At 43.4% G+C, this 22,243-nt stretch carries 24 protein-coding genes; 12 read left to right on the forward strand and 12 right to left on the reverse strand.

What is annotated here, in order from left to right; all coding sequences use genetic code 11:
• Window positions 1–42 precede the first annotated feature (42 nt).
• Entirely contained in the window at window positions 43–1,893 is a 1,851-nt protein-coding gene (locus AC4E8A_RS19110) for a transglycosylase domain-containing protein (RefSeq protein ID WP_490195348.1), read from the forward strand.
• Window positions 1,894–2,442: 549 nt separating this feature from the next.
• Here the strand turns inward: AC4E8A_RS19110 and AC4E8A_RS19115 are convergent.
• Window positions 2,443–3,024 (reverse strand): DUF5366 family protein, encoded by a 582-nt coding sequence (locus AC4E8A_RS19115; protein WP_490195350.1) that lies wholly within the window; start codon window positions 3,022–3,024, stop codon window positions 2,443–2,445.
• Between the two features lie 121 nt (window positions 3,025–3,145).
• The gene (locus AC4E8A_RS19120; protein WP_490195352.1) at window positions 3,146–3,385 is read right to left on the reverse strand and encodes a hypothetical protein; all 240 of its coding nucleotides are present in this window, start codon (window positions 3,383–3,385) and stop codon (window positions 3,146–3,148) included.
• A gap of 354 nt (window positions 3,386–3,739) precedes the next feature.
• Here AC4E8A_RS19120 and AC4E8A_RS19125 point away from each other — a divergent pair, with 354 nt between their 5' ends.
• From AC4E8A_RS19125 to mnhG, 7 genes are read left to right on the forward strand one after another with little or no spacing between them, the layout of a single operon-like run.
• The gene (locus AC4E8A_RS19125) at window positions 3,740–6,130 is read left to right on the forward strand and encodes a Na+/H+ antiporter subunit A (protein ID WP_490195354.1); all 2,391 of its coding nucleotides are present in this window, start codon (window positions 3,740–3,742) and stop codon (window positions 6,128–6,130) included.
• A complete protein-coding gene (locus AC4E8A_RS19130) occupies window positions 6,127–6,549 on the forward strand; it encodes a Na(+)/H(+) antiporter subunit B (RefSeq protein WP_490195356.1) in 423 nt (140 codons plus the stop codon). The genes AC4E8A_RS19125 and AC4E8A_RS19130 overlap by 4 nt, the downstream gene beginning before the upstream one ends.
• On the forward strand, window positions 6,549–6,890 hold the full coding sequence (locus tag AC4E8A_RS19135) for a Na(+)/H(+) antiporter subunit C (protein WP_490195358.1): 342 nt from the start codon (window positions 6,549–6,551) through the stop codon (window positions 6,888–6,890). The genes AC4E8A_RS19130 and AC4E8A_RS19135 overlap by 1 nt, the downstream gene beginning before the upstream one ends.
• Window positions 6,883–8,364 (forward strand): Na+/H+ antiporter subunit D, encoded by a 1,482-nt coding sequence (locus AC4E8A_RS19140; RefSeq protein WP_490195360.1) that lies wholly within the window; start codon window positions 6,883–6,885, stop codon window positions 8,362–8,364. Before AC4E8A_RS19135 ends, AC4E8A_RS19140 begins: the two co-directional genes overlap by 8 nt.
• A gap of 6 nt (window positions 8,365–8,370) precedes the next feature.
• The gene (locus AC4E8A_RS19145) at window positions 8,371–8,847 is read left to right on the forward strand and encodes a Na+/H+ antiporter subunit E (protein ID WP_490195362.1); all 477 of its coding nucleotides are present in this window, start codon (window positions 8,371–8,373) and stop codon (window positions 8,845–8,847) included.
• Window positions 8,847–9,131 carry a Na(+)/H(+) antiporter subunit F1 gene (locus tag AC4E8A_RS19150; protein WP_490195364.1) on the forward strand — a complete coding sequence of 95 codons (285 nt, stop codon included), beginning with the start codon at window positions 8,847–8,849 and terminating at the stop codon, window positions 9,129–9,131. Before AC4E8A_RS19145 ends, AC4E8A_RS19150 begins: the two co-directional genes overlap by 1 nt.
• Window positions 9,115–9,474, forward strand: a complete 360-nt coding sequence (gene mnhG / locus AC4E8A_RS19155) for a monovalent cation/H(+) antiporter subunit G (protein ID WP_490195365.1) — start codon at window positions 9,115–9,117, stop codon at window positions 9,472–9,474. The genes AC4E8A_RS19150 and mnhG overlap by 17 nt, the downstream gene beginning before the upstream one ends.
• A 48-nt stretch (window positions 9,475–9,522) precedes the next feature.
• On the opposite strand, the gene AC4E8A_RS19160 is transcribed toward mnhG, so the two are convergent.
• Entirely contained in the window at window positions 9,523–9,891 is a 369-nt protein-coding gene (locus tag AC4E8A_RS19160) for a DUF2188 domain-containing protein (RefSeq protein WP_490195367.1), read from the reverse strand.
• Between the two features lie 122 nt (window positions 9,892–10,013).
• Window positions 10,014–10,397, reverse strand: a complete 384-nt coding sequence (locus AC4E8A_RS19165; protein WP_490195369.1) for a hotdog fold thioesterase — start codon at window positions 10,395–10,397, stop codon at window positions 10,014–10,016.
• Between the two features lie 217 nt (window positions 10,398–10,614).
• Between AC4E8A_RS19165 and AC4E8A_RS19170 the strand changes: the two genes are divergently transcribed.
• Window positions 10,615–11,010 (forward strand): YuzC family spore coat inner layer protein, encoded by a 396-nt coding sequence (locus AC4E8A_RS19170; RefSeq protein WP_490195371.1) that lies wholly within the window; start codon window positions 10,615–10,617, stop codon window positions 11,008–11,010.
• A 44-nt stretch (window positions 11,011–11,054) separates the two neighbouring features.
• Here the strand turns inward: AC4E8A_RS19170 and AC4E8A_RS19175 are convergent, their stop codons facing one another.
• From AC4E8A_RS19175 to AC4E8A_RS19185, 3 genes are all read right to left on the reverse strand, one after another.
• Window positions 11,055–11,288 (reverse strand): hypothetical protein, encoded by a 234-nt coding sequence (locus AC4E8A_RS19175; protein WP_490195373.1) that lies wholly within the window; start codon window positions 11,286–11,288, stop codon window positions 11,055–11,057.
• A 140-nt stretch (window positions 11,289–11,428) separates the two neighbouring features.
• Window positions 11,429–12,745, reverse strand: a complete 1,317-nt coding sequence (locus tag AC4E8A_RS19180; RefSeq protein ID WP_490195375.1) for a Na+/H+ antiporter family protein — start codon at window positions 12,743–12,745, stop codon at window positions 11,429–11,431.
• 253 nt (window positions 12,746–12,998) lie between these two features.
• Window positions 12,999–14,504 carry a leucyl aminopeptidase gene (locus AC4E8A_RS19185; protein ID WP_490195377.1) on the reverse strand — a complete coding sequence of 502 codons (1,506 nt, stop codon included), beginning with the start codon at window positions 14,502–14,504 and terminating at the stop codon, window positions 12,999–13,001.
• A 184-nt stretch (window positions 14,505–14,688) separates the two neighbouring features.
• Between AC4E8A_RS19185 and AC4E8A_RS19190 the strand changes: the two genes are divergently transcribed.
• Entirely contained in the window at window positions 14,689–15,162 is a 474-nt protein-coding gene (locus AC4E8A_RS19190) for a divergent PAP2 family protein (protein ID WP_490195379.1), read from the forward strand.
• Window positions 15,163–15,182: 20 nt separating this feature from the next.
• A complete protein-coding gene (locus tag AC4E8A_RS19195; protein WP_490195381.1) occupies window positions 15,183–15,974 on the forward strand; it encodes a cobalamin-binding protein in 792 nt (263 codons plus the stop codon).
• A gap of 34 nt (window positions 15,975–16,008) precedes the next feature.
• Here the strand turns inward: AC4E8A_RS19195 and AC4E8A_RS19200 are convergent, their stop codons facing one another.
• The 5 genes from AC4E8A_RS19200 to AC4E8A_RS19220 all read right to left on the reverse strand — a co-directional run bounded on the left by AC4E8A_RS19200 (window position 16,009) and on the right by AC4E8A_RS19220 (window position 20,704).
• On the reverse strand, window positions 16,009–16,713 hold the full coding sequence (locus tag AC4E8A_RS19200) for a 3D domain-containing protein (protein WP_490195383.1): 705 nt from the start codon (window positions 16,711–16,713) through the stop codon (window positions 16,009–16,011).
• A 537-nt stretch (window positions 16,714–17,250) separates the two neighbouring features.
• A complete protein-coding gene (locus AC4E8A_RS19205; RefSeq protein ID WP_490195384.1) occupies window positions 17,251–17,574 on the reverse strand; it encodes a YuiB family protein in 324 nt (107 codons plus the stop codon).
• A 206-nt stretch (window positions 17,575–17,780) separates the two neighbouring features.
• Window positions 17,781–17,903, reverse strand: a complete 123-nt coding sequence (locus AC4E8A_RS19210) for a YuiA family protein (RefSeq protein ID WP_168412909.1) — start codon at window positions 17,901–17,903, stop codon at window positions 17,781–17,783.
• A gap of 162 nt (window positions 17,904–18,065) precedes the next feature.
• Window positions 18,066–18,548: an NUDIX hydrolase gene (locus AC4E8A_RS19215; RefSeq protein ID WP_490195386.1), complete on the reverse strand. Its 483-nt coding sequence runs from the start codon at window positions 18,546–18,548 to the stop codon at window positions 18,066–18,068.
• Between the two features lie 938 nt (window positions 18,549–19,486).
• A complete protein-coding gene (locus AC4E8A_RS19220) occupies window positions 19,487–20,704 on the reverse strand; it encodes an NAD(P)/FAD-dependent oxidoreductase (RefSeq protein WP_490195388.1) in 1,218 nt (405 codons plus the stop codon).
• A gap of 400 nt (window positions 20,705–21,104) precedes the next feature.
• Between AC4E8A_RS19220 and AC4E8A_RS19225 the strand changes: the two genes are divergently transcribed.
• The gene (locus tag AC4E8A_RS19225) at window positions 21,105–22,100 is read left to right on the forward strand and encodes an NAD(P)/FAD-dependent oxidoreductase (protein WP_490195390.1); all 996 of its coding nucleotides are present in this window, start codon (window positions 21,105–21,107) and stop codon (window positions 22,098–22,100) included.
• The last annotated feature ends 143 nt before the right edge of the window (window positions 22,101–22,243 follow it).

A 22,243-nucleotide genomic window follows, 5' to 3' on the forward strand; every position in this document is an offset into this window, starting at 1 on the left:
ACTGCTTCTAAGAACCAATAAAGCTAGAGATGAGTTGAAAGCATGAGAACCGTCACCGGTTATATTTTAGTATTTTCATTGTTTCCATTTTTCCTTTTCATCCTTTTTACTTCTGCTAAAGAAGTTCAAAAAGTACACGGGTTTCACCTCGCCCTTGAAGATGCTGTCAGTGAGGACCAGTTCCAAATGACGAAAACGAGTTTGATAACAGATAAAGATGGCAGCGTATTTTCCGAGATGAACAGGCCCTTCCGGCTTTATGCCGATGAAGAAAAGATTCCCGACTTTGTAAAAGAAATTGTGGTTGCTTCGGAAGATCAGCATTTCTATGAGCACGTCGGTTTCGATGCAGGCGCCATTTTAAGGGCGGTTGTCAAAAACCTGGTCTTCACTCATATCCAGCAGGGCGGGAGTACGATTACACAACAGTTGGCAAGGAACCTTTACCTCGGCCAGGAAAAAACCTATAACCGAAAGCTCACCGAATTATTTTATGCACATGAAATTGAAAAATCGCTGAGTAAAGAAAAGATCATGGAACTGTACCTCAATGTCATCTATTTCAGCAATGGCGTTTATGGTATTGAAACAGCAGCACAATATTACTTTCAAAAACCACTCGGAGAGCTGAATAAAGCAGAGCTTGCCTTTATCACAGCCATACCGAATAACCCAAACAAATATGATCCGGCTGAACATTTCGATCAAACAAAGATCAGACAGGAACGCCTCTTGGATATTATGCAACAGACAGGAAAACTTACAGAAAAAGAAGCTGCAGAGCTGAAAAAAGTTCCCATTCAATTGAATGTCCGGAAAAAAATAGACAAGTTTCCCGATTATGCAGTCTATGCCGAATCAGAATTAAGAGAGCTCGTTGCCATGAAGGAAGGCTACTTAAAAAAGCTCGATAATGCCCAAAGCGGGGAAGAAAAACAAAAAATCTATAACGCGTTCGATGAGCGGATGAGCGATATCGTCAATTCCGGCATCATCATCCATACCTCCCTTGACCGTTCCATACAGGAAAAAAGCAAGTCCGCTTTTCAAAACAGATTGAATTACGAGGGAATTCAAGGGGCAAGTATCACGATTGATAACGACTCAAGAAATATCATGGCAATGGTCGGCGGGAAAGACTATAAAAAGTACAACTTCAATCATGCCTACCAAGCATTTCGCCAGCCGGGGTCAGCCATCAAACCGCTCCTTGTTTATGGACCTTATATCGAACAGACCCAGGCATCCATTGCAGAACGTGTCAGTGCAGACAACTATTGCATCGGCAATTACTGCCCAATCAATTATGGAGGCAGGCAGTACGGGACAGTCACAATCAACACAGCCTTTTCCCAGTCCTACAATACTCCAGCCCTCCGGTTGTTTGAAAAAGTCGGGATTGCCGATGCCTTTGATAAATTGGATGAATTCGATTTTGAGAAAATGCAGGATCAGGATTATACCTATGCTGCTTCGATAGGCGGCTTCACTTACGGGATGTCCCCTCTGGAGATGACAGACGCCTACACGTCCTTTATTGATGGAAAGTATCAGCCGGCACGCGCCATCACGAAGGTAACTGATTACAAAGGACAGGTCCTTTATGAATGGAATGAACCAAAGGAAACCCTCTGGTCTCAGCAAACAACCGAGAAAATCAGGGCAATGATGGCCAATTCCATGCAGAATGGTACCGGAAAATGGGCAAAAGTGGACAAACCCTATGCAGGGGTCAAGACAGGGACAACCAACAACTATAATGATTATTGGGTATTAGGTCTGACTGATTCCTACACAACCGGAGTCTGGATAGGACATGACACACCGAAGAGTATGGAAACCATCGAGCGGGACCGCCCAAGTCATTTGATTTGGAGAGATATCATGAAGTAGATCAGGGCTTTTGGGCTCTGGTCTTTTTTTTATGGCTCTTCTTCGTGAACTTTGCTGCTATTCATGCAAATTTAAAAAACAATCTATCCCTAATTCATCTGAAGAACCTTTGTAAATAAGATGGAAAGAGCTGCTCTTCCTAACGAGAAATAAAACATCTAGTATCCAGGGGAAAATCCGGCTTAGACATTTTTCCGAAAGCCATGATCCATGAGAGAACACAGCCTTTTTATTTACCTTTTTGAGCCTTGCACAGATTTTCCTTATTATGTCTGACAGAAGTCCAATTCTTCATAGATAAAGGAAACGTCATTCCCCTTCCCTCCTCCAAAACCTCCATCGGAACTGTCACAACTGCCAGAGTCACTGTAATCCCCGAAGGCGAATGGCGAAGAAGCAGGACCTCTGCCTGGCCTCCGTCGTTTTGGAGGTTTCGTGGAAATGGCACTACACGTAATAATAAGCGGCCGTATAACCAGAAAAAGAATCACTTCGAAATATCTCAATAAGCAAACAGGCAATGAAGCAAAGCTCCAATGCCTGTTTGGCTTATTGATTCAATTTCACTTCAGAAATGATCGGCAGGCTCGCAAGGAGTCCATTATATAACTTCAGGACAACTAAAAAGACAACCAAAAATAACGAGGACCAGATAATCACTTGAAAAAAGATGACACCGAAAAGCCCTGGTTTGGTTAAAGACGGACTGATTTTATAGATAAAATAAACAAAGTAGGCTATCGATGTCAAAAGAAAGATCACCAAAAGCCCCAGGAATGATTTGAGACTGGCAACCGACACTAACGCTCCAATAAAATATACCATCGAGCCTGAACGGACCTGATGGAGAATTTCCCCTTCATTATCCAGTGAAAAGAACAGCAGGGAAACCTCATTTATGGTTTCGGCAATGAGCTTTAAGGCTGCAAACACCATGAAACACACAATCATGAGGAAAATAAGCAGTATGAATTTTAATTCGAGATCAGAAAGAAATTCCCGCATCCCCGGATAAATCCCGATCTTTTTAAAGAGATCGACAAATACCTCTACTCCGTATACAGAAAATGTCAAACTAAACAGCAATATAGAAAATAAAGGCAAGTATCCTGTTAAATATGTATTCTTCACGCATTTCTCCCCTAACAAATTTTTACCGCATTTCCATCTTAATCTTTTATCGACAGATTGAAAAGGGGAGGAATGCACCTATATTTGGTAAAAGGCTCAGCAGCTTTTGCTGAATAACAGGTCATTTTGCCAGCCTGATATACTCTCGAGGTTTAAAAGGCTCATGGCTTGCTTCTTGAAGATCAGTAACAGATTCAATTTCCACAATCTCTGCATCTACAACTTCCTCATTTAAGCCCGTTGGCTGCAGCATGTTTTTATTTGACCACTGATGCTTTTTTTCCTCTTGTTCCTGAACATACCAGGCGCCAACAAAAAGTGTGGAAAATATCATCGCAGAAACGGTTTTTTTCATTTTCATCCTACATCACCACCTACGGATAGCATGCGCCTTTTTGGCTCATACTATTCAAACAATAGGACACTTCGACTTTAGACTGACCTGGATTTTCAACAATTTTTGTACGAAAAAATCATTTTTCCGGAAAATTTTTCGCGGCTCTTTTGCCGTGTTTCTACATATTTAATATCAGAAATTGACCTTTGCGTCCCTGAGGCCTTTCATAAATGCACACGTCATTTTTTTACGTTATAATTTCTTTTGAGGCTTCTTTGAGAACCCAGACATATCTTGAGAAGAAATGATTTAAAACTTTGAGGATGATGATAAGTGTTGGAGATACATAAATAAAATTTTATAAGGGGGTTATCTTCGGTGACATTATTACACTGGGCAATTCTTTCACCTTTTTTGGCAGCTATCCTTGTCCCGTTTTTGTATAAAAAGCTGCGTTCTATACATACCGGATGGTTTGTCCTCGTTCTTCCTGCAGTGCTGTTTGTTTACTTTTTCCAATTCATCAGGGTTACGTCCGAAGGGAACGCAATTCAGGAAACGGTGGAATGGATGCCGTCATTCGGAATCAATTTCACTGCTTACGTTGATGGTTTAAGTTTACTTTTCGCCCTGCTGATTACAGGAATCGGCTCTCTTGTTGTTTTATATTCGATTTATTATTTGTCGAAAGAGAAAGAGCAGCTGCATAATTTCTATGTTTATTTGCTCTTATTCATGGGGGCAATGCTCGGAGTCGTCCTCTCAGATAACCTGATTGTTCTTTATATGTTCTGGGAGTTCACTTCCATTTCATCTTTCCTCTTGATTGGTTATTGGTATCATCGCGAACGTTCCCGTTACGGGGCGCAAAAGTCGATGCTGATCACCGTATTCGGCGGTCTCTCCATGCTCGGGGGATTTCTGCTTCTCTATTTAATGTCTGGAACATTCAGTATACGTGAACTGGCAGGAATGTCAGATATGCTCATTACTGATCCACTATTTCTTGGCGCCTTGATCTTAGTCCTGCTTGGTGCTTTTACAAAGTCGGCTCAATTTCCATTTCATATCTGGCTTCCGGATGCCATGGAAGCACCGACACCGGTCAGTGCTTACCTCCACTCAGCCACGATGGTCAAAGCGGGTATTTACCTCGTAGCCCGTATGAGCCCTGTGTTTGCTGAGTCTGGAGTCTGGCTGTGGCTTGTCGCCGGTTTTGGGATCATGACCTTATTCTGGGGATCTTTCAATGCTGTCAAACATACAGACTTGAAAGGGATCCTGGCCTATTCGACTGTCAGTCAGCTCGGTTTGATCATGTCTTTATTGGGAATCGGCGCTGCCGCTCTTCATTATGACTATCTGGATGAAAATATATATGGCGTTGCCACGATGGCTGCTGTATTTCACCTTATTAACCATGCGACCTTCAAAGGCAGTCTGTTCATGGTGGTGGGGATCATTGACCATGAAACGGGGACAAGGGATATCCGCAAACTTGGCGGGCTGATGAATTTCATGCCGATCACATTTACAATAGCAGTCATTGGCGCTTTTTCAATGGCAGGTCTTCCGCCTTTCAACGGATTCCTAAGTAAGGAAATGTTCTTTACCGGAATGGTCCAGGTTCTTGAGATGGATATTTTCAATCTTGAGACGTGGGGAATTTTATTTCCTGTATTGGCATGGGTGGGAAGTGTATTTACTTTCATCTACAGTATGATCGTAGTATTCAAGCCATTTACTGGAAAGCATCAGCCTGAAAAGCTGGATAAAACGCCTCACGAGGCACCGCTTGGCATGTTGATTTCACCAGTGATCCTGGCATCGCTGGTCATTGTGTTCGGGTTCTTCCCAAACATCCTAACAGCCACTATGATCGAGCCTGCGGTTTCTGCCATAACGACTCTTACGGTTGAGGACTCACATATTTATTTTTGGCACGGTTTCACTCCTGAATTGTTCATGACTCTCGGAGTTATCCTCTTCGGGGTGCTGCTGTATACGCTGCTTCCAAAATGGAGAGGCATTTACAATACGATCCCTGAAAGATTGACCCTGAATTCGTTTTACGACAACGGCCTGGCTAAGGGGGAGCGCGGCGCCTTCAAGCTGACAGGTTCTTATATGACCGGCTTCATCAGAAGCTATCTTGTGTATATATTCACGTTTTTGATCGGAATCTTGATTGTCACACTGGTTATTAAAGATGCATTTGTCATTGATACATCCGACCTTGCTTCGATAGGCCTTTACGAAGTGATCATCGCCCTCATCATGGTGGTCAGTTCTGTCACAATCCTGTTTGCCAAGTCACGTCTGACCTCCATCATTGCCTTGGGGGCAGTCGGTTATTCTGTTTCGTTATTCTTTGTTCTTTTCAGGGCACCGGATTTGGCACTAACACAGCTTGTCATAGAAACCGTTTCTGTTGCTCTCTTCCTCCTGTGTTTCTACCATCTGCCGCCGCTCAGCAGGCATGAGGAAAGAATGAGCTTTAAACTTGGAAATGCATTGATTGCCGTAGGTGTTGGGGCAACCGTCACATTGATTGCCATTGCTTCATACAGTACGAAGCTGTTTGGCTCCATATCAGAATTTTATATTGAAAATGTTTACGAAGAAGCAGGCGGAAAGAATATGGTTAACGTTATACTTGTGGACTTCCGCGGCTTCGATACATTGTTTGAAATCTGTGTCCTCGGTATTGCCGCATTGGGAATCTTCTCGATGATCAAACTGAGGATGACAAGGAGGAAAGAAGGATGAGAACCAATGATGTTATCCTCCAAACTGTAACAACCATTGTCAGTTTCATGATTATCCTGTTTTCAGTCCAGCTTTTCTTCGCCGGCCACTATCATCCCGGGGGAGGATTCATCGGAGGGCTGATGACTTCAGGGGCCCTGGTACTTCTTTTACTTGCCTTTGATATCAAAACCGTCAGCAAAATTCTGCCTGTAGATTACAAACTGCTGATAGCGATCGGGTTATTACTGGCTGTCGGTACAGGTGCGGGGGCTTTGTTGTTTGATGTTCCGTTCCTGACTCATGCTTACAACTATTTCAATCTTCCTGTTCTCGGGAAAACATCACTGCATACTGCCGTGATTTTTGATACAGGAGTTTATTTGGTTGTTATCGGAGTCACGATGACCATTATTCAGACGATTGGAGTGAGCGAATAATGGAAATTCTTATGGCCATAGTTATTGGCATCCTTTTTACAAGTGCCGTTTATCTGATGCTGTCCAAGAGCCTGCTCCGTATCATAATTGGTACAGGCCTGCTCAGTCACGGAGCCCATTTGCTGATTCTGACCATCAGCGGCCTGAAAGAAGGCGCTCCGCCTCTACTGGGCGAACACGCTCCATCATACGCAGATCCACTGCCGCAGGCATTGATTTTAACAGCAATTGTTATCAGTTTTGGTGTTACTTCCTTTTTCCTTGTTCTGGCTTACCGTGCTTATCAGGAACTTGGAACTGATAACGTGGATCAAATGAGAGGAAACGAAGGAAATGATTAATTTACCGCTATTGCCGATTATAATCCCGTTGTTTACAGCGATCATTCTCATGTTTTTTGGAAAGAATGTCACCACGCAAAAATGGATCGGGGCCATCGCCACAGCAGGGACGGTCATTGCATCGATCATCCTGGTGAATACCGTCAGGATGGATGGGATACAGACAGTGAACCTGGGAAGCTGGGAAGCTCCATTCGGTATCGCCATGGTGTCTGATATGCTGTCTGCCCTGCTTGTTACGACCACAAGCATCATTACGTTTTTCGTCCTCCTTTACTCTTTCCGTTCAATCGGTAAAGGTAGAGAACGATTCTACTATTATCCAGTTGTCCAGTTTCTGCTGGTCGGGGTAAATGGTGCATTTACAACAGGTGATATTTTCAATCTGTTTGTCTTCTTTGAAGTCATGCTGATGTCATCTTATGTCCTTATTGTCTTGGGAGGGACAAAGGTCCAGCTTAGAGAATCGATTAAGTATATCCTGGTGAATATTATTTCATCAGCCTTATTCGTTGTAATGGTTGCTTACCTGTATTCTGTGCTGGGAACATTGAACATGGCCGATATCTCTGTGAAAATAGCAGAAGCCGACCAGCCGGGGATCCTGACCGTCATCGCTGTCATGTTCCTTGTCGTCTACGGATTGAAAGGAGCCATTTTCCCATTATATTTCTGGCTTCCTGGATCTTATTATGCGCCGCCTACACCAGTATTGGCGTTATTCGGTGCGCTGCTGACAAAGGTCGGGGTTTACTCGATCATGAGAACCTATACTCTGTTCTTCTACCATGACACAGGGTACACACATGCAATCCTTGGCTGGCTTGCGATCATCACGATTATTGTAGGATGTATCGGTGCCATCGCATACTGGGATGTAAAAAAAATTATTATTTACAATATCATCATTGCAGTTGGAGTCATTCTTTTTGGAGTTTCCGTCATGTCTCCTGAATCTCTTGAAGGGTCAATCTACTACTTGATCCATGACATGATCATCAAAGCTGCCTTATTCCTGCTGGTCGGCGTCATGATTGCCATCACCGGCACCAGCAATCTCCGGAAAATGGGTGGTCTTATAAAAGATTATCCATGGCTGGGGTGGACCTTCCTGATTGCAACACTGACACTTGCCGGAATCCCGCCTTTCAGCGGCTTTATTGGAAAGGTGCTGCTAGTGAGAGGAAGCTTTGCTGCAGAGGCCTATATCGGGGGAGGCATGATCCTTCTTTCCAGTCTGTTTGTCCTTTACTCGGTCATCAAGATTTTCTTGAATGGAGTATGGGGAGTCCCCAAGGAATATGACGGGAGAAACAAGCACAATGCCTTCTATTTATGGGGCTGCGCTGTCTTCCTGGTCATTCTTGCTGTAGCATATGGAGTTGGTGCTGAAGCTGTTCGTCCGCTTATCTCGCAGGCATCAGAGGCACTGGCTGATCCGGGAATCTATATACAAGCAGTACTAAAGGAGTAATGTAGAATGGCCTTTCAAATCTTATTGAATTTCTTTCTAGCTTTTCTGTGGATGTTCTTACAAGTATCTTTTACTTCGACATCCTTTATCATTGGATACATTCTCGGATTGATCATTACCTTTGCTTTCAGAAGGTTTTTCAACAGCCGGTTCTATATGTACCGAGTATTTGCCTTGATCAGTCTGCTGCTATTATTCATCAAAGAACTGATCCTATCAAATATTTCGGTTTTAAAAACGATTCTAAAACCAAGACTGGATATCAGGCCGGGCATTTTCGCCTTGCCGACAGATCTGAAATCCGATTGGGAGATCACACTGCTTGCGAACTTGATCACTCTGACTCCGGGAACGCTGGTTGTGGATATTTCTTTTGATAATAAAATACTGTATATCCACACCCTTGATATTGATGACGTCGACGAGGCCGTTGACGATATCAAGAATTCATTCGAAAAAGCCATCATGGAGGTGAGCCGCTGATGCTTGAAACCATCATTCAAATTTCCCTGCTTGCTGTATCCATTTCAATGGTTGGCCTTATTTACCGGGTGATTGTCGGCCCAACCACGCCAGACAGAGTGGTAGCACTGGACGCATTAGGGGTCAACCTGATTGCCATCATTGCATTGGCATCCATGCTGCTGCACTCAAAGTCATTCCTGGAGGTCATTTTGCTGATCGGTATCCTTGCCTTCATTGGAACAGTTGCCTTTTCGAAATTCCTAGAGAAAGGGGCGATCATAGAGCATGACAGAGATCATTAGGTTCATTATTGGATTCCTTCTTATTGCCGGTTCGTTCCTTACCCTTGTCACAGCGTTTGGCTTGATCCGCCTTCCGGATGTCTATACCCGGAACCATGCGGCTTCCAAGAGCGCTACACTCGGTGTGATGTGCATCCTGCTTGGGACCTTCCTGTTCTTCTTTTTGGAAGAAGGCCACTTCAACTCCAGGCTGATTCTTGGAATCATCTTCATTTTCATTACAGCACCGGTTGCCGGTCATCTGATTTCAAGAGCTGCCTACAACAGCGGCGTGGCCCTTTGGGAAAAGAGCGTACGTGACGATCTAAAAGAAAAGCAGAAATACGAAAACAAAAATATGTAAATGAAAAGGACTGCATCCGTAAATTCCGGCGTGCAGTCCTTTTTTAAATCAGTTATCGTATAACCTGTCAGCTACTTCCCCATCGCCATTATGGATGACCAGAATCCCATCATGATCATTCACATAAGGTTTGGCTTTATCCAGTAGATCTTCTTTTGTATCTTCTGTATAAATGGCTTTATCGCTGCCCTGCTTCTTCAATGCCCATCCATCATCATTGGCATGCACATGATACTCTGCCTTATCCTTTGAATCACCATCTACGTATTTCTCAGCACGGTCTGTAGCAATGGCAATGGCCCTTCCATCATCATATCCTTCACGAAGCAAGGCATTCCCGATCTCAATCGCTTTATCCCTGACATCAGACGAAAGGTTCTTCCATGAGGCAGGATAATCGTTTTTTGACCAAGGCATATGATTTCACTCCTTTAGCAGTATTTCTTATTAAAATTCCCCGTTCATAGAAAGGTAAACACACTCTTCAGCACATTAAAGCGGTGAGGGACAGTCCCCCACCGCTTTAATGTGCTGAATTATTATTTTTTCGGCACGACTGCCATTGTACAGCGTGATACACAAATCAGGCTGTCCTCTTCATCTGTAATCCGGATATCCCAGACCATCGTGCTTTTCCCCTGATGGATGACTGCTGCTGTAGCCGTGACAATTCCATCTTTCTTCGCTTTAATGTGATTGGCATTAATTTCAAGACCAAAGCAAATCTCTTTATCAAGATCGATGAGTTCCACCGCCCCCACACTCGCGACTGTTTCCGCCAATGCTACAGAAGCACCTCCATGCAGATACCCAAAAGGCTGCCTCGTTCTTTCATCAACAGGCATTGTTGCCACCACTTTGCCTTTTCCAAGTTCGATGAATTCCATTCCCAAAGCGCTGATCAGTGTATTTTCATTATTCATTTCTGTCACCTCTTCTATTGATTCCTTATGCTAACTTTCTCGACTTATGTACAGAAATCCTCTTTTTATCCCCTAGGTTTTCAGATGAACCCGCTATTTTGCATTGTTGCTTTCCTCTTTACGAATACGTGGAAAACGAAGTGCATATAGTTCTCTATGAACAGCAAAAGAATATAAAATCCTTTTTCGATTCAGTAAACTTTGAAAGGAGTCAACTATGCATAGATACCACCCCTTCTATACACCGACACAGCGGCCGCAAGCTCCAAGGTGGCCGCCGGTCAATCCATATTATACAGCGCAACGGCATCCATATGAGTATCCTACTGTGCAGCCTCAGCAATTCATGGACTCTGCTGACAAGACGAAACCACTTTTGGATGATGCCAAACTCATTTTAGATCAGGTTTCAGTATCAAAGGACTTTGCCTCAAAATTAATGGACGCAGCCCAAAAATCTAAAATGAATGAACTGCAGAACCTTATTAACGGGACTGGGGTCAAAAGCACTCCTGGAATAAAGTTCAACCCTGATGGATTCACACTGGACTTCAGCAGCAAAACCGCCAATATTGACTGCTGCCATTTGACCATCATCCTTAGATGGAAATAGAAATCAACAAAAGAGCTGCCCATGCAGCTCTTTTGTCGATGATATTAATAAGGATATCCTCCATACCCGGCACCAGTACCATATCCGTAACCAGGATACCCTCCATATCCAGCATATCCTCCATAACCATAAAATGGCGGCCGATAATAATATGGCGGTCTTACTAAGGCTCCTCCAATTACACCGCCCAGGACCCCTCCAAGAAAAGGAAGGCCGAATCCCCAGCCAAATCTGTTTCCATACCCTGGATTCCTGAAATGAAATCGCGGATCAATCATTTCTGTATACCTCCTTCTATATTTAAGGCTTCTCTACCTATGTATGCGGGAGATGACCCAATGGCATGGGCAGACCTGTAGAAATCGGTTTTTCACCCTCTGTCAAAAGGACGCTTCCTAGTAGAAGCATCCTTTTCACCTTATAAAATAATGGCGGCAGCCCAGCCAAAAAGGATCAGTGGGATGTTAAAATGCAAGAATGTCGGCACGCATGTATCCCAGATGTGATTATGCTGGCCATCTGCATTCAGCCCTGCCGTTGGTCCTAGAGTGGAGTCTGAAGCAGGTGAGCCTGCATCTCCCAAAGCGCCGGCTGTGCCGACTATCGCAACCGTCGCAAGAGGACTGAATCCAAGTTCCAAAGCAAGCGGAACAAAAATTGCTGCAATGATCGGGATCGTTGCAAAAGAAGAACCGATTCCCATTGTGACAAGTAGCCCGACAATCAACATCAGCAATGCGGCAAGAGATTGATTCCCGCCAATGATATCAGAAGTGGCTTCAACAAGGGTCTGTACATGTCCAGTTGCCTGAACAACCGCTGCAAAACCATTAGCTGCAATCATGACAAAACCGATGAACGCCATCATTTTCATTCCTTCAGTCAATACTCCATCTGCATCTGTCCATTTAACTGAACCTGAAACATAAAGAATGGCCAAACCGGCTAAGGCACCGAAAATCATCGAATCCAGGGCGAGCTGAACATACAGGGCAGCAATAATAGAAATGACCGCAAAGATAATCCCTTTCTTTGTATAAACAGCTGTCGGTTCAGCTTTCTGCTCTGCCACTTTTTTATATATGCGCGGTTTTCTGTAACTGAAGAACACCGCAATTAACAAACCGACCACCATACCCGCTGCCGGAAGAAGCATTGCTTTTGGAATATCGGACATCGCAATTTCCAGTCCACTGGATTCCATATTTTGCGCAATGATTTCATGAAACATGAAACCAAATCCGTATGGCAATAAGATGTATGGCGCTGTCAGGCCGAAAGTTAATGCGGAAGCAATCAGTCTTCGGTCGATTTCAAGCTCCACCATCACTTTTAAAAGCGGCGGCACAAGTATCGGGATAAAAGCGATATGAATCGGAATCAGATTCTGAGAGAAACATGCCATTAATAAAATAGAAAATACGATAAGGGCTTTAGACAGCGCTTTTCTTCTAGAATCTCTTTCTTTTCCTGCCATTCTGATGACAAAATTCACAAGCAGGTTTGGAATCCCCGTATAAGAAATCGCTACAGCAAAACCGCCAAGTAAAGCGTAACTGATGGCAATATTGGCTCCTCCGCCTAATCCTTCTGTAAAAACACTGACTGTTTCATTTATTCCCAAGCCGCCTGTCAATCCCCCTGCAAGTGCTCCGGCAATCAAAGCAAAAACCACATTCACACGGAACAAACTGAGGATCAGCATGATCAGGACAGCGATGATGACTGCATTCATGTTGAAAATCTCCTTTCAAGAGCATACGTCATTTACTTTAGTACACTAAATTGGTAGAGCATTAAAATACTTCTACTAATCTATCAAATGGATTTAATGCTGTCAACACTTTACTGTGCTAAATCACTAAAATGCCGAATTCCAATTATTTCATTTTCCCTTCTAGCAATATACCCCTTTCCAGCAGCGATATACCTGTTCAAAACCAATAAAAAAAGCCTGCCTCAAAAAGAGACAAGCTTTTCATAAACCTCTATTTTTCAGATGACTCAAAGCGTTCAACAAGTAATGCAAGTGTACGTGCCATGACACCGGTTGCTCCCGCTGGTCCAAGGTTGTAATCAGACTTGGACGTAGCTGTTCCTGCTATATCCAGGTGGACCCACGGCGTTCCTTCAGCAAACTCTCCAACAAAAGCCCCGCCCATGATGGCATGGCCTTCCCTTCCAGGAGAGTTGTTCAAGTCGGCAATTTTGCTGCTTCTGACTCTTTTCTTGTCATTCTCCGTATAAGGTAGTCTCCAGATGAACTCCCCCGCTTCTGATGAAGCTTCCAACACTTGTTCAAAAAGGGCTTCATCATTTGTCAGGGCACCTGTTTTGTCATTTCCAAGGGCAACGATGACGCCTCCTGTCAATGTCGCGACATCCACCAGGTAGTTGGCTCCGTGATGCTTTGCATAGGTCATGCCGTCTGCCAGCGCAAGCCTGCCTTCTGCATCTGTATTAAGTACTTCAATGGTCTTGCCGCTCATTGCCGTGATGACATCATCCGGTTTGAAGGCATTTCCGCTTACCATATTGTCTGTTGAAGGAATGACGGCCACAACGTTTTGTTCAGGCTTCAGCTCCCCGATGATTTCCATCGCTCCAAGAACAGCTGCCGCACCGCCCATATCGGTTTTCATACCGACAATTCCATCTTTGGGTTTAAGGGAGTATCCCCCTGTATCAAATGTGATCCCTTTTCCGACAAGTCCGATGACATCGTTCCAGTCGTCTCTTCCCTGATACTTAAGGACAATCATTTTAGGAGGCTCTACGGATCCCTGGTTGACTGCAAGGAGGGCACCCATTCCGAGTTTTTCCATCTCTTCTTTATCGAGGATCTCCACTTCGAATTCATATTTTTTACCGATTTCTGCTGCATAGTCAGCAAGCTTTGTCGAAGTCAAAATATTCCCCGGCGCATTGACCAAGGCACGTGCAGAGTTCACTCCGCTTCCATGTGCATAGCCAACCTGAAGGGCTGCCTCGATTTCAGCACTATCCTCCTTGGAGAATGCTGTCAGGCTGTGGATGAACGTTTCAGGGACATTCGCTTTATGTTTGTAACCAGGGAATCGGTATGTCGCCATTGTGAATGCTTCACTGACAGCATGAGCCGCGTCGGAAGCATCCAGCTGATCAGTCGCCAGCGTGTCCAATGCAACGGCAAAAGAAGAAATCTTCATTTCCTGGATTGCCTTGGAAGCTGTGCCGATTGCTTCTCTTAGTTCATCGAATGAAAGCTCTTTTGCTTTTCCCAGCCCTACAAACACAATGCGCTTAGCAGGGATTTTTCCGAAAGTATGTACCTTGGAAACCGCCTTCAGCTTAGAGGAAAGGTCCCCTGCTTTGACCAGCTCCGTTAACTGTCCATCAAACTTTGAATCAAGTTCAGCAAGCTCGCCTGTAAATTCAGGGGCATTGAACAATCCTACCAGGATGCATTCTTGTTCATTTTCAAAAAAACGATTATTAACAACTGTAAATTTCATTAAAAAGCACCTCCACTTTAATTATATAAAAATTTTCGCTATATTTCGAATGTAAGGAACCCGCCCGACAAATGAGATTTCTTCTGGAATGATTTTCTATGGTATAATTGGGAAAACATTTTATGAGATAGAACGGGAAAAGAACTACTATAAATAAATCCAGAAAGGATGTTTTGCGACAGCAATGGAACTACTTACAAACTTTCCATTTTGGGCGGCTTTATTCGGCATTTTTTTCGCCCAGTTCATTAAAGTGCCTATCCAATTTATGGCCACAAAAAAACTCGACTGGTCATTGCTCACTTCCACCGGCGGTATGCCAAGTTCCCATTCAGCTGCCGTCACAGCCTTATCTACGGGTGTAGCCCTTGAAACAGGCCTCGATTCTCCTGTCTTTGCCGTGTCTGCCATCTTTGCCATCATAACTATGTTCGATGCTACAGGCGTCAGGCGCCAGGCCGGTGAGCAAGCTATCGTCCTGAACAAACTGGTCGGGGACTTTCAACGGTTTGTGGGAGAGGCAAAGGGCTGGCAGAAGAAGCCTGAAGAAGAAAAACGCAAAGAGCTGAAAGAACTGCTCGGCCACAAACCGATTGAAGTCTTTTTTGGCGGTCTATCAGGGATTCTCCTGACATTGGTCATATACTTTACAATCTAGAATCGAATGGGGGCTGTTTTATGAGAATTATTTCAATCTGTCCCAGTAACACAGAGGTTGTTGATTATTTAGGATTGACTTCCTCCCTGGTTGGGGTTGATGACTTTTCCGACTATCCCGAAGAAGTTCACTCGCTGCCAAAACTCGGGCCGGACCTAAGCATTGACATGGATAAGGTAGAAGAGCTGGAACCTGATCTAGTCCTCGCTTCCTTAAGCGTGCCGGGTATGGAAAAGAATATTGAAGAGCTGAAGAAGAGGGATCTTCCCTATATCGTCACCAACCCGCAGAGCTTTGAAGACATTGCCGCCGACCTATTGACCGTAGGGAAAGCATGCGGGGCCGAAGAAATGGCAATTGAAAAGCAAAGAATCTTTCAGCAGAAAATCAAGGCACTAAAAGAGGCCGCAGCCACTATTACTTCTCATCCCGAGTTATATTGGGAATGGTGGCCAAAACCAGTTTTCACCCCCGGAAAGATAAATTGGCTTACAGAGTTGAGCCGCCTTGCAGGCGCAGAAAATATATATAGAGATGTTGAGCTTGCCAGCATTCAGACAGACTGGGATGATGTTTATAAGCGAAACCCTGACTATATTTGCCTGGCATGGGTTGGAGTAAGGCGTGAAAAAGTGAATCCGGCGGTATTGGAAAAGAGAAAAGAGTGGAACAACCTGCAAGCAGTTATCAATGGCCATATTCTGATCCTTGAAGAAGAGTTATACTGCAGGCCTTCTCCCAGACTGCTGGAAGGCGCGTTGAAGCTTGGCACCATCTTGCACCAGGAACATTATAAATCAATTGAACTTTAAAAGAGGAAGGGCATGCCGGCCCTTCCTCTTTACGTCACTCTTCATTTTTCTCAATATACTGCTGCCTGAATACCTGCATGCTTTCGTTTTCATTAAGAGCTTTAAGCTCACCTTCAGTAAGTACACCAGTACCCTTGGTAACGATATACACTTCCAGGTTCTTCTTACCCCAATGCTCGTACACTTCGTCCACTGTTTCATAGTACAGATCCAGTCTATGTCCTTTGATCGCACTTCCAGTGTCCGCTACAACCCCATAACCATATCCCGGGATAAATAAGATGGTCCCGATTGGAAATACGTCCGGATCAGCCGCGACAGTAGAATATAAGTCCCTTTTCACTTTTACTCCTGAATATGTAATACCATAAGCCGGATGGTCTGGAAGCTTTCCTGTGGATTCAATTCCTGCCGTGTATCCCGTGGCCGTCACCGTCGATTTGGGATATTTCGACCAATCAATGGCATCTTCAAGTGATTTCGGTTTAGCCATCACCGGTTCAGTGGCTGAAATCAATGTCCTCAGGCTGTTTGCCCTTTTTAATAATTTATCTTTCAATGATAATTTTTTATATGAATGCTCTTTTGACACTAATGCCTTTGTTTCTAATTGTTCTGGTATCCAGCTGGAAAATGATTGTGCCTTGACCCCGGAGATTGATTGGAATGTGACAAATAAGGCTGCTGTGAACAAGATGGCCATAACCAGCCTCTTAGACCATTTTCTGATATTTTTCATGTAAAAATCACTCCTCCCATCACTATTACTTTCCCAAAAGATAAAATTATATTCAGGAATTAGTTAAAAAGTCTAATAGTTTCAACTTTCTGAACAGAAAAAGATATCGAGGAGAAGCTTAAAGCTCATTCTATTTTTGTTAATGTACCATGACTATCGGAGGCTGGCCAGGCATCTTCTGTTTCAAACAACTATGTTCCCAGATGAAATGAGAAAAGGGGTTCAAGGAATTCATTTTCAATTTGGCAGCCGGCTAACAATAAGAGCCCTTTTAACAGGACTTGTCTAGCGCCAATGGCCAATTGCTGTCCTATTGACCGGCTGGAGGCAGATGGTGAATTAAGGAGCGAATGAGGCTCTTTGGTAAGGTTCGGAGGGTTTTCGAATGAGATAAAGGAAACACGGCTGATAGAAGAGCTTCGTCGTTGACTTTACGTAAGGGGAGAATCGCTAAACAGAATAAAATCCTTCTGCATAAAAATAAAAAACCCTCTGCTGATGAGCAAAGAGTTTCCATTTTCAACCACTGGTATGAAGTTAAAACATTTGATAGCCTTTTTTTCTAAGAATTTTCATGGTGATGCCAGCCACAATCGCTCCAGCGAGACCACAAGACAGGATCAGCACATCAACTGCCGTAAGAGAAGTGAACTTGGTTCCCAGTGCAGAGAATGACTCCCCGGAATTTCTAAAATAATCTATAAACCGTACTTCATCTACAATGAAAATCGTAATGATCGGATAAATAACTGCCATGATCCATGTCATGCGCAGCAGCATGTTCAGCAAAAAGCCAATACCAAAGAACAGTACAAAAAATAATAACATCGATATAATTACAACCGGAATTCCCATTTGCATTCCTGCAGCACCTCCATTGACACTAAAGTTTAGTGTACTGAATGTTTTATCCACCGTCAATAAACAATGAGGCGAAAAGAAGGTTCTTCACAAAATGAACATATTTGGAATAAGATGATGGTGGAATATGGGCATCTCTTTATCAACCAAAATAAAAAGGACCAGCACTCCACTGGTCCCTGAATATTGAAAACGAATATTATTTATTATTTTTTACCGCTGCCGCTGCAGCATGGACATGTTTCAGAGCCGCCAAGAACGAGTTGGAAATACCCTTTCCCTGAGCAATATTCACATTTCTTTGCTGCTGTTTCAATCGTTGATCTCATCGTCCTTATCTCCCCTTCACTAAAAAGTTTTTATTGATTTCTGATACTATATCATCGTTTGGTCTTTTAGAAAAGGGACAAAAAAGCGCGTGTACAGCCATGAAAGCGAATACATCTTCTTGTTTCACTAAATTTCTTTTAATATCTTTAAATTTCAGAAAATTAAAAAAATAGTTTATAGCTGGTATAACTGAACTGTTCACCCGGGTCAATCGGATCTAACCCTGAGGTAAGCAGGCTGAAATCATACTTTACCATTTCATGGATCATGATGGATGTTTCCTGGTTCTGAAGCAAGTCTTCCTTAGGCATCCATTTAATTTCGGAGATTTCGTCCTCACATGGGACAGGCTCTTGGGTCAAGTCCTTCTGTTTCAGCAAAAACAGGACCATATTGTCACTGATCTTTTCTTTGATCACCCCGGACCTGATGCCAATGATCCCCTCCACATTTGTATCAAGGCCAGTCTCTTCTTTCACTTCCCGTTGAACTGCCTGTTCAAGGTTTTCTCCCTCATCGACAAAACCTGCAGGAAGGGACCACATCCCCTTTAATCCGCCATATTTCTTTTTCACCACCAGCCAACGCCCATCCTTATCGATAAGCAAACCAGCAGCAGCCAGCCAAACGTTACCTCTTTTCACGTTAACTCCTCCGATCCAGTTTATTACCATGCTACATGACACTTTTTATTTTTCAACCTGGTGTTTCTTGATTAATCACCCTGTTGTAGATGGCATTCCTATCGATAATCGGGTATTTAGTTGTTTATCACCTGATTACGGCGCATGTTTCTTTCTATAATATGGTCTTTAATCACTTATCAACCTCCTACAAAGACTTTCTTACTCCTATAACCCGGTGTTTATTGGCCAATCACCATATTATCCAGTATGTTCCTTGTTATAATGGGGCATTTCTCCATCAACCACTATGATACAAACCGCTCATAGCGATGTAATAAGGTGTTTCCTTGCTACCAACACTTATACTCAATCTTCCATCCAAAACCTGTATTCTAAAAAAGAGTGTTGTTTTTGATGTCGACTGCTGCTTTATATATATGGGTTGATTGAAGCGGAAGGTGTGTGATCTCCTGAGGGACTAGCGGGACAGGTAAGACTCCGCAGGCAGAGTCCAGGAGGCAATCCAGCTCCAGCGGCCAACACCTAGCAGATTTCGGTCTCTCTCCTTCCGATAAGTCATCATCGAATCGCTATCGCTCTTCGTGATTCCTTTATCTCATGCGAGAACCCTCCAATCTGTACGGTGCTAAGCGGCCGCTTTCGCTTTTTAGTCAATCCAGCTCCAGCGGCCAACACCTAGCAGATTTCGGTCTCTCTCCTTCCGATAAGTCATCATCGAATCGCTATTGCTCTTCGTGATTCCTTTATCTCATGCGAGAACCCTCCAATCTGTACGGTGCTAAGCGGCCGCTTTCGCTTTTTACTTCAACGCCCGCCCCGCGGAGTCCCACACCTGTAGCGGAGATCAACTAACTCATCCAAATACAACAGCCTATACAAAAAGGGCCTAACGAAAAAAAAGCAGAACGAAGTCATTCGCTCTGCTTGTCTAGCTCTTAAAAGAATTTGAATTTACCTTTTTTCATGACAAGTCCGGCTCCGCCTACCATGTAAAGTGCACGGTTGTCGACTACTTTTTTCATGAATGAAGCTTTTGTACCCATCAATTTCTTGCCGTAAACAAGACCTATTGCATCGTCTTCACCAAGTGAACATACAGTTCCTTTGATATCCGGCTTGAATTGTTCAAGTGCATCATCGCCCTTGATTAAAGCAGTGATATTGCGTGCACAAGTTTCACCCTGCTGCATGGCGATCTGAGCAGTCGGTGGATAAGGACGGTCAATTTCTTCATTGATCATCAGTGAACTGTCTCCAATGACAAAGATATTGTCATGTCCTGGAGCTCTTAAGTCTTTTCCAACTTTTACACGAGCTCTCATATTTTCGATTTCAGCTTTTTCGATGACTGGGTTTCCGCGGACACCCGCAGCCCATACAATTGTACCAGCTTGGATTTCCTCGACTTCATCTTCACCTTTTGAGATGATGACGGAGTTCTCTGTTGCTTCTTTCAATGGAGTGCCAATACGGAATTCGACACCTTTTTTCTCCAATTTGGCACGAGCATACTTCACAAGCTCAGGATCGAATCCAGGAAGGATCATTGGAGCAGCTTCGACACATACGATTCGCACTTTTTGGAAGTCAACGTCGTATTCTTTGCAAAGCTCAGGGATTCTGTTTCCTAGCTCACCCAGGAATTCAATACCCGTAAAGCCCGCACCGCCGACAACGATCGTCAAGCGCTCGTCTTTTTTGTCTTCTTCATTTTTATACGTAGCAAATTGATACTCAAGATGTTCACGAAGCTGACGTGCAGAATTGATGTTGGCAATCATGAAAGCATGTTCATGAAGGCCTTTGATTCCGAACGTTTCTGATACAGCACCAAGTGCAATGACAAGATAGTCATACTCAACTTCACCATTGTCGGTGATTACTTTCTTCGCATCTGTCTTGATATCTTCCACTGTAGCTTGCATGAAGTTCACTTTGTGGCTGTCGATAACATCCTTGATATCGTACCGAACCTTGTCATGATGCAGCGTTCCTGCGGAAGCCTCGTGCAGCCATGTTGTTTCATAATGGTAATCATTCTTGTTGATCAAAACGATTTCCGCTTGATCTTTACTGAATTGTTTTTGCAGGCGAGTCACTGTCATCAGGCCGCCATAACCAGCACCTAATACAACTATTCTTGGCTTTCTCAACGAAATCACATCCACCTTTTTCTTAGAATTTACGATGAATTAATATGACTTAGCATCCACCGCAGGCAAGATTTTTATTTGAAAAATATGAAATAAATAAAGAAATAAATAAGTATGTGACAAATTTCACGATTAAGGATAAAAAATAAGGATGAAAAATGTCATAAAATCTTAACAATAGCCCTACATTACATATTATTCTTTTTACTTTCGATTTTCAAGATATATCCTTAAAGAATAAAACTTAAGAAAATTTCGACTATACTTTCCCCTTTTACAACCGAATGAAAACGGATTAAAAATAACTGATTATTCGCAATTTTGATGCATATTTTGTGAAGAAGTGAGCTCCTGTGGTAGAATAGAGACTATATTGCACAACAAATAGGAGGGATATCATTTGAAAGAGGATCAAAAAGTATACGATATTACAATTATCGGTGGAGGTCCAACAGGACTGTTCACTGCTTTTTATGGCGGGATGAGAAAAGCAAGCGTCAAGATCATTGAGAGCCTGCCTCAGCTGGGCGGACAATTGTCTACCCTGTACCCTGAAAAATATATCTATGATGTGGCTGGATTCCCTAAAGTAAAGGCACAGGACCTTGTCAATAATTTAAAAGAACAAATGGCTCAGTTTGAACCGACTATATGTCTTGAGCAAGCGGTGGAAAATCTTGAAAAACAGGCAGACGGTGTCTTTAAATTAACTACTGATCAAGAAGTTCACTACTCTAAAACGATTATCATCACTGCCGGCAATGGCGCATTCCAGCCTAGAAGATTGGAATTGGAAGGCTCTTCTACATATGAAGGAAAAAATCTTCATTATTTCATAGATGACATGCAATACTTTGCCGGCAAAAAAGTCGTGATTTGCGGCGGCGGAGACTCGGCTGTCGATTGGGCATTGATGCTTGAGCCGATCGCTGAAAAAGTGACTCTCGTTCACCGCCGTGACAAGTTCAGGGCGCATGAACACAGCGTAGATGAGCTCCACAAGTCTTCTGTAGAAATCAAAACACCATTCGTGCCTGTCGAGGTGATCGGTGATGACGAAAAAGTGAAGCAGTTAGTATTGGAAGAAGTCCGCGGAGAAACCAAAGAAGCTCTTGATTTGGATGAACTGATCGTTAACTTCGGTTTCGTTTCTTCCCTTGGCCCAATCAAAGACTGGGGCTTGGAAATCCAAAAGAATTCCATTGTCGTGAATTCTAAAATGGAAACGAATGTCCCGGGCATCTATGCGGCCGGTGACATCTCCACTTACGAAGGAAAAGTGAAATTGATCGCCAGCGGTTTTGGCGAAGCTCCTACGGCAGTCAATAACGCCAAAGCCTACATGGATCCAAAAGCAAGAGTGCAGCCTCTGCACAGTACATCCCTGTTTAGCTGAAATTAGAAGACAAGCATCAAAACTTTGAGTGGACGTGACCAATGATGGTTCCGTTCACTTTTTTTATTGTATTGAAACTAGATTCTATCATTTAAAAATCACGATAAGGATAAAGCTTCTATACAAGCAACGCTATGACAATA

Source organism: Bacillus sp. SRL337 (assembly GCF_984799155.1).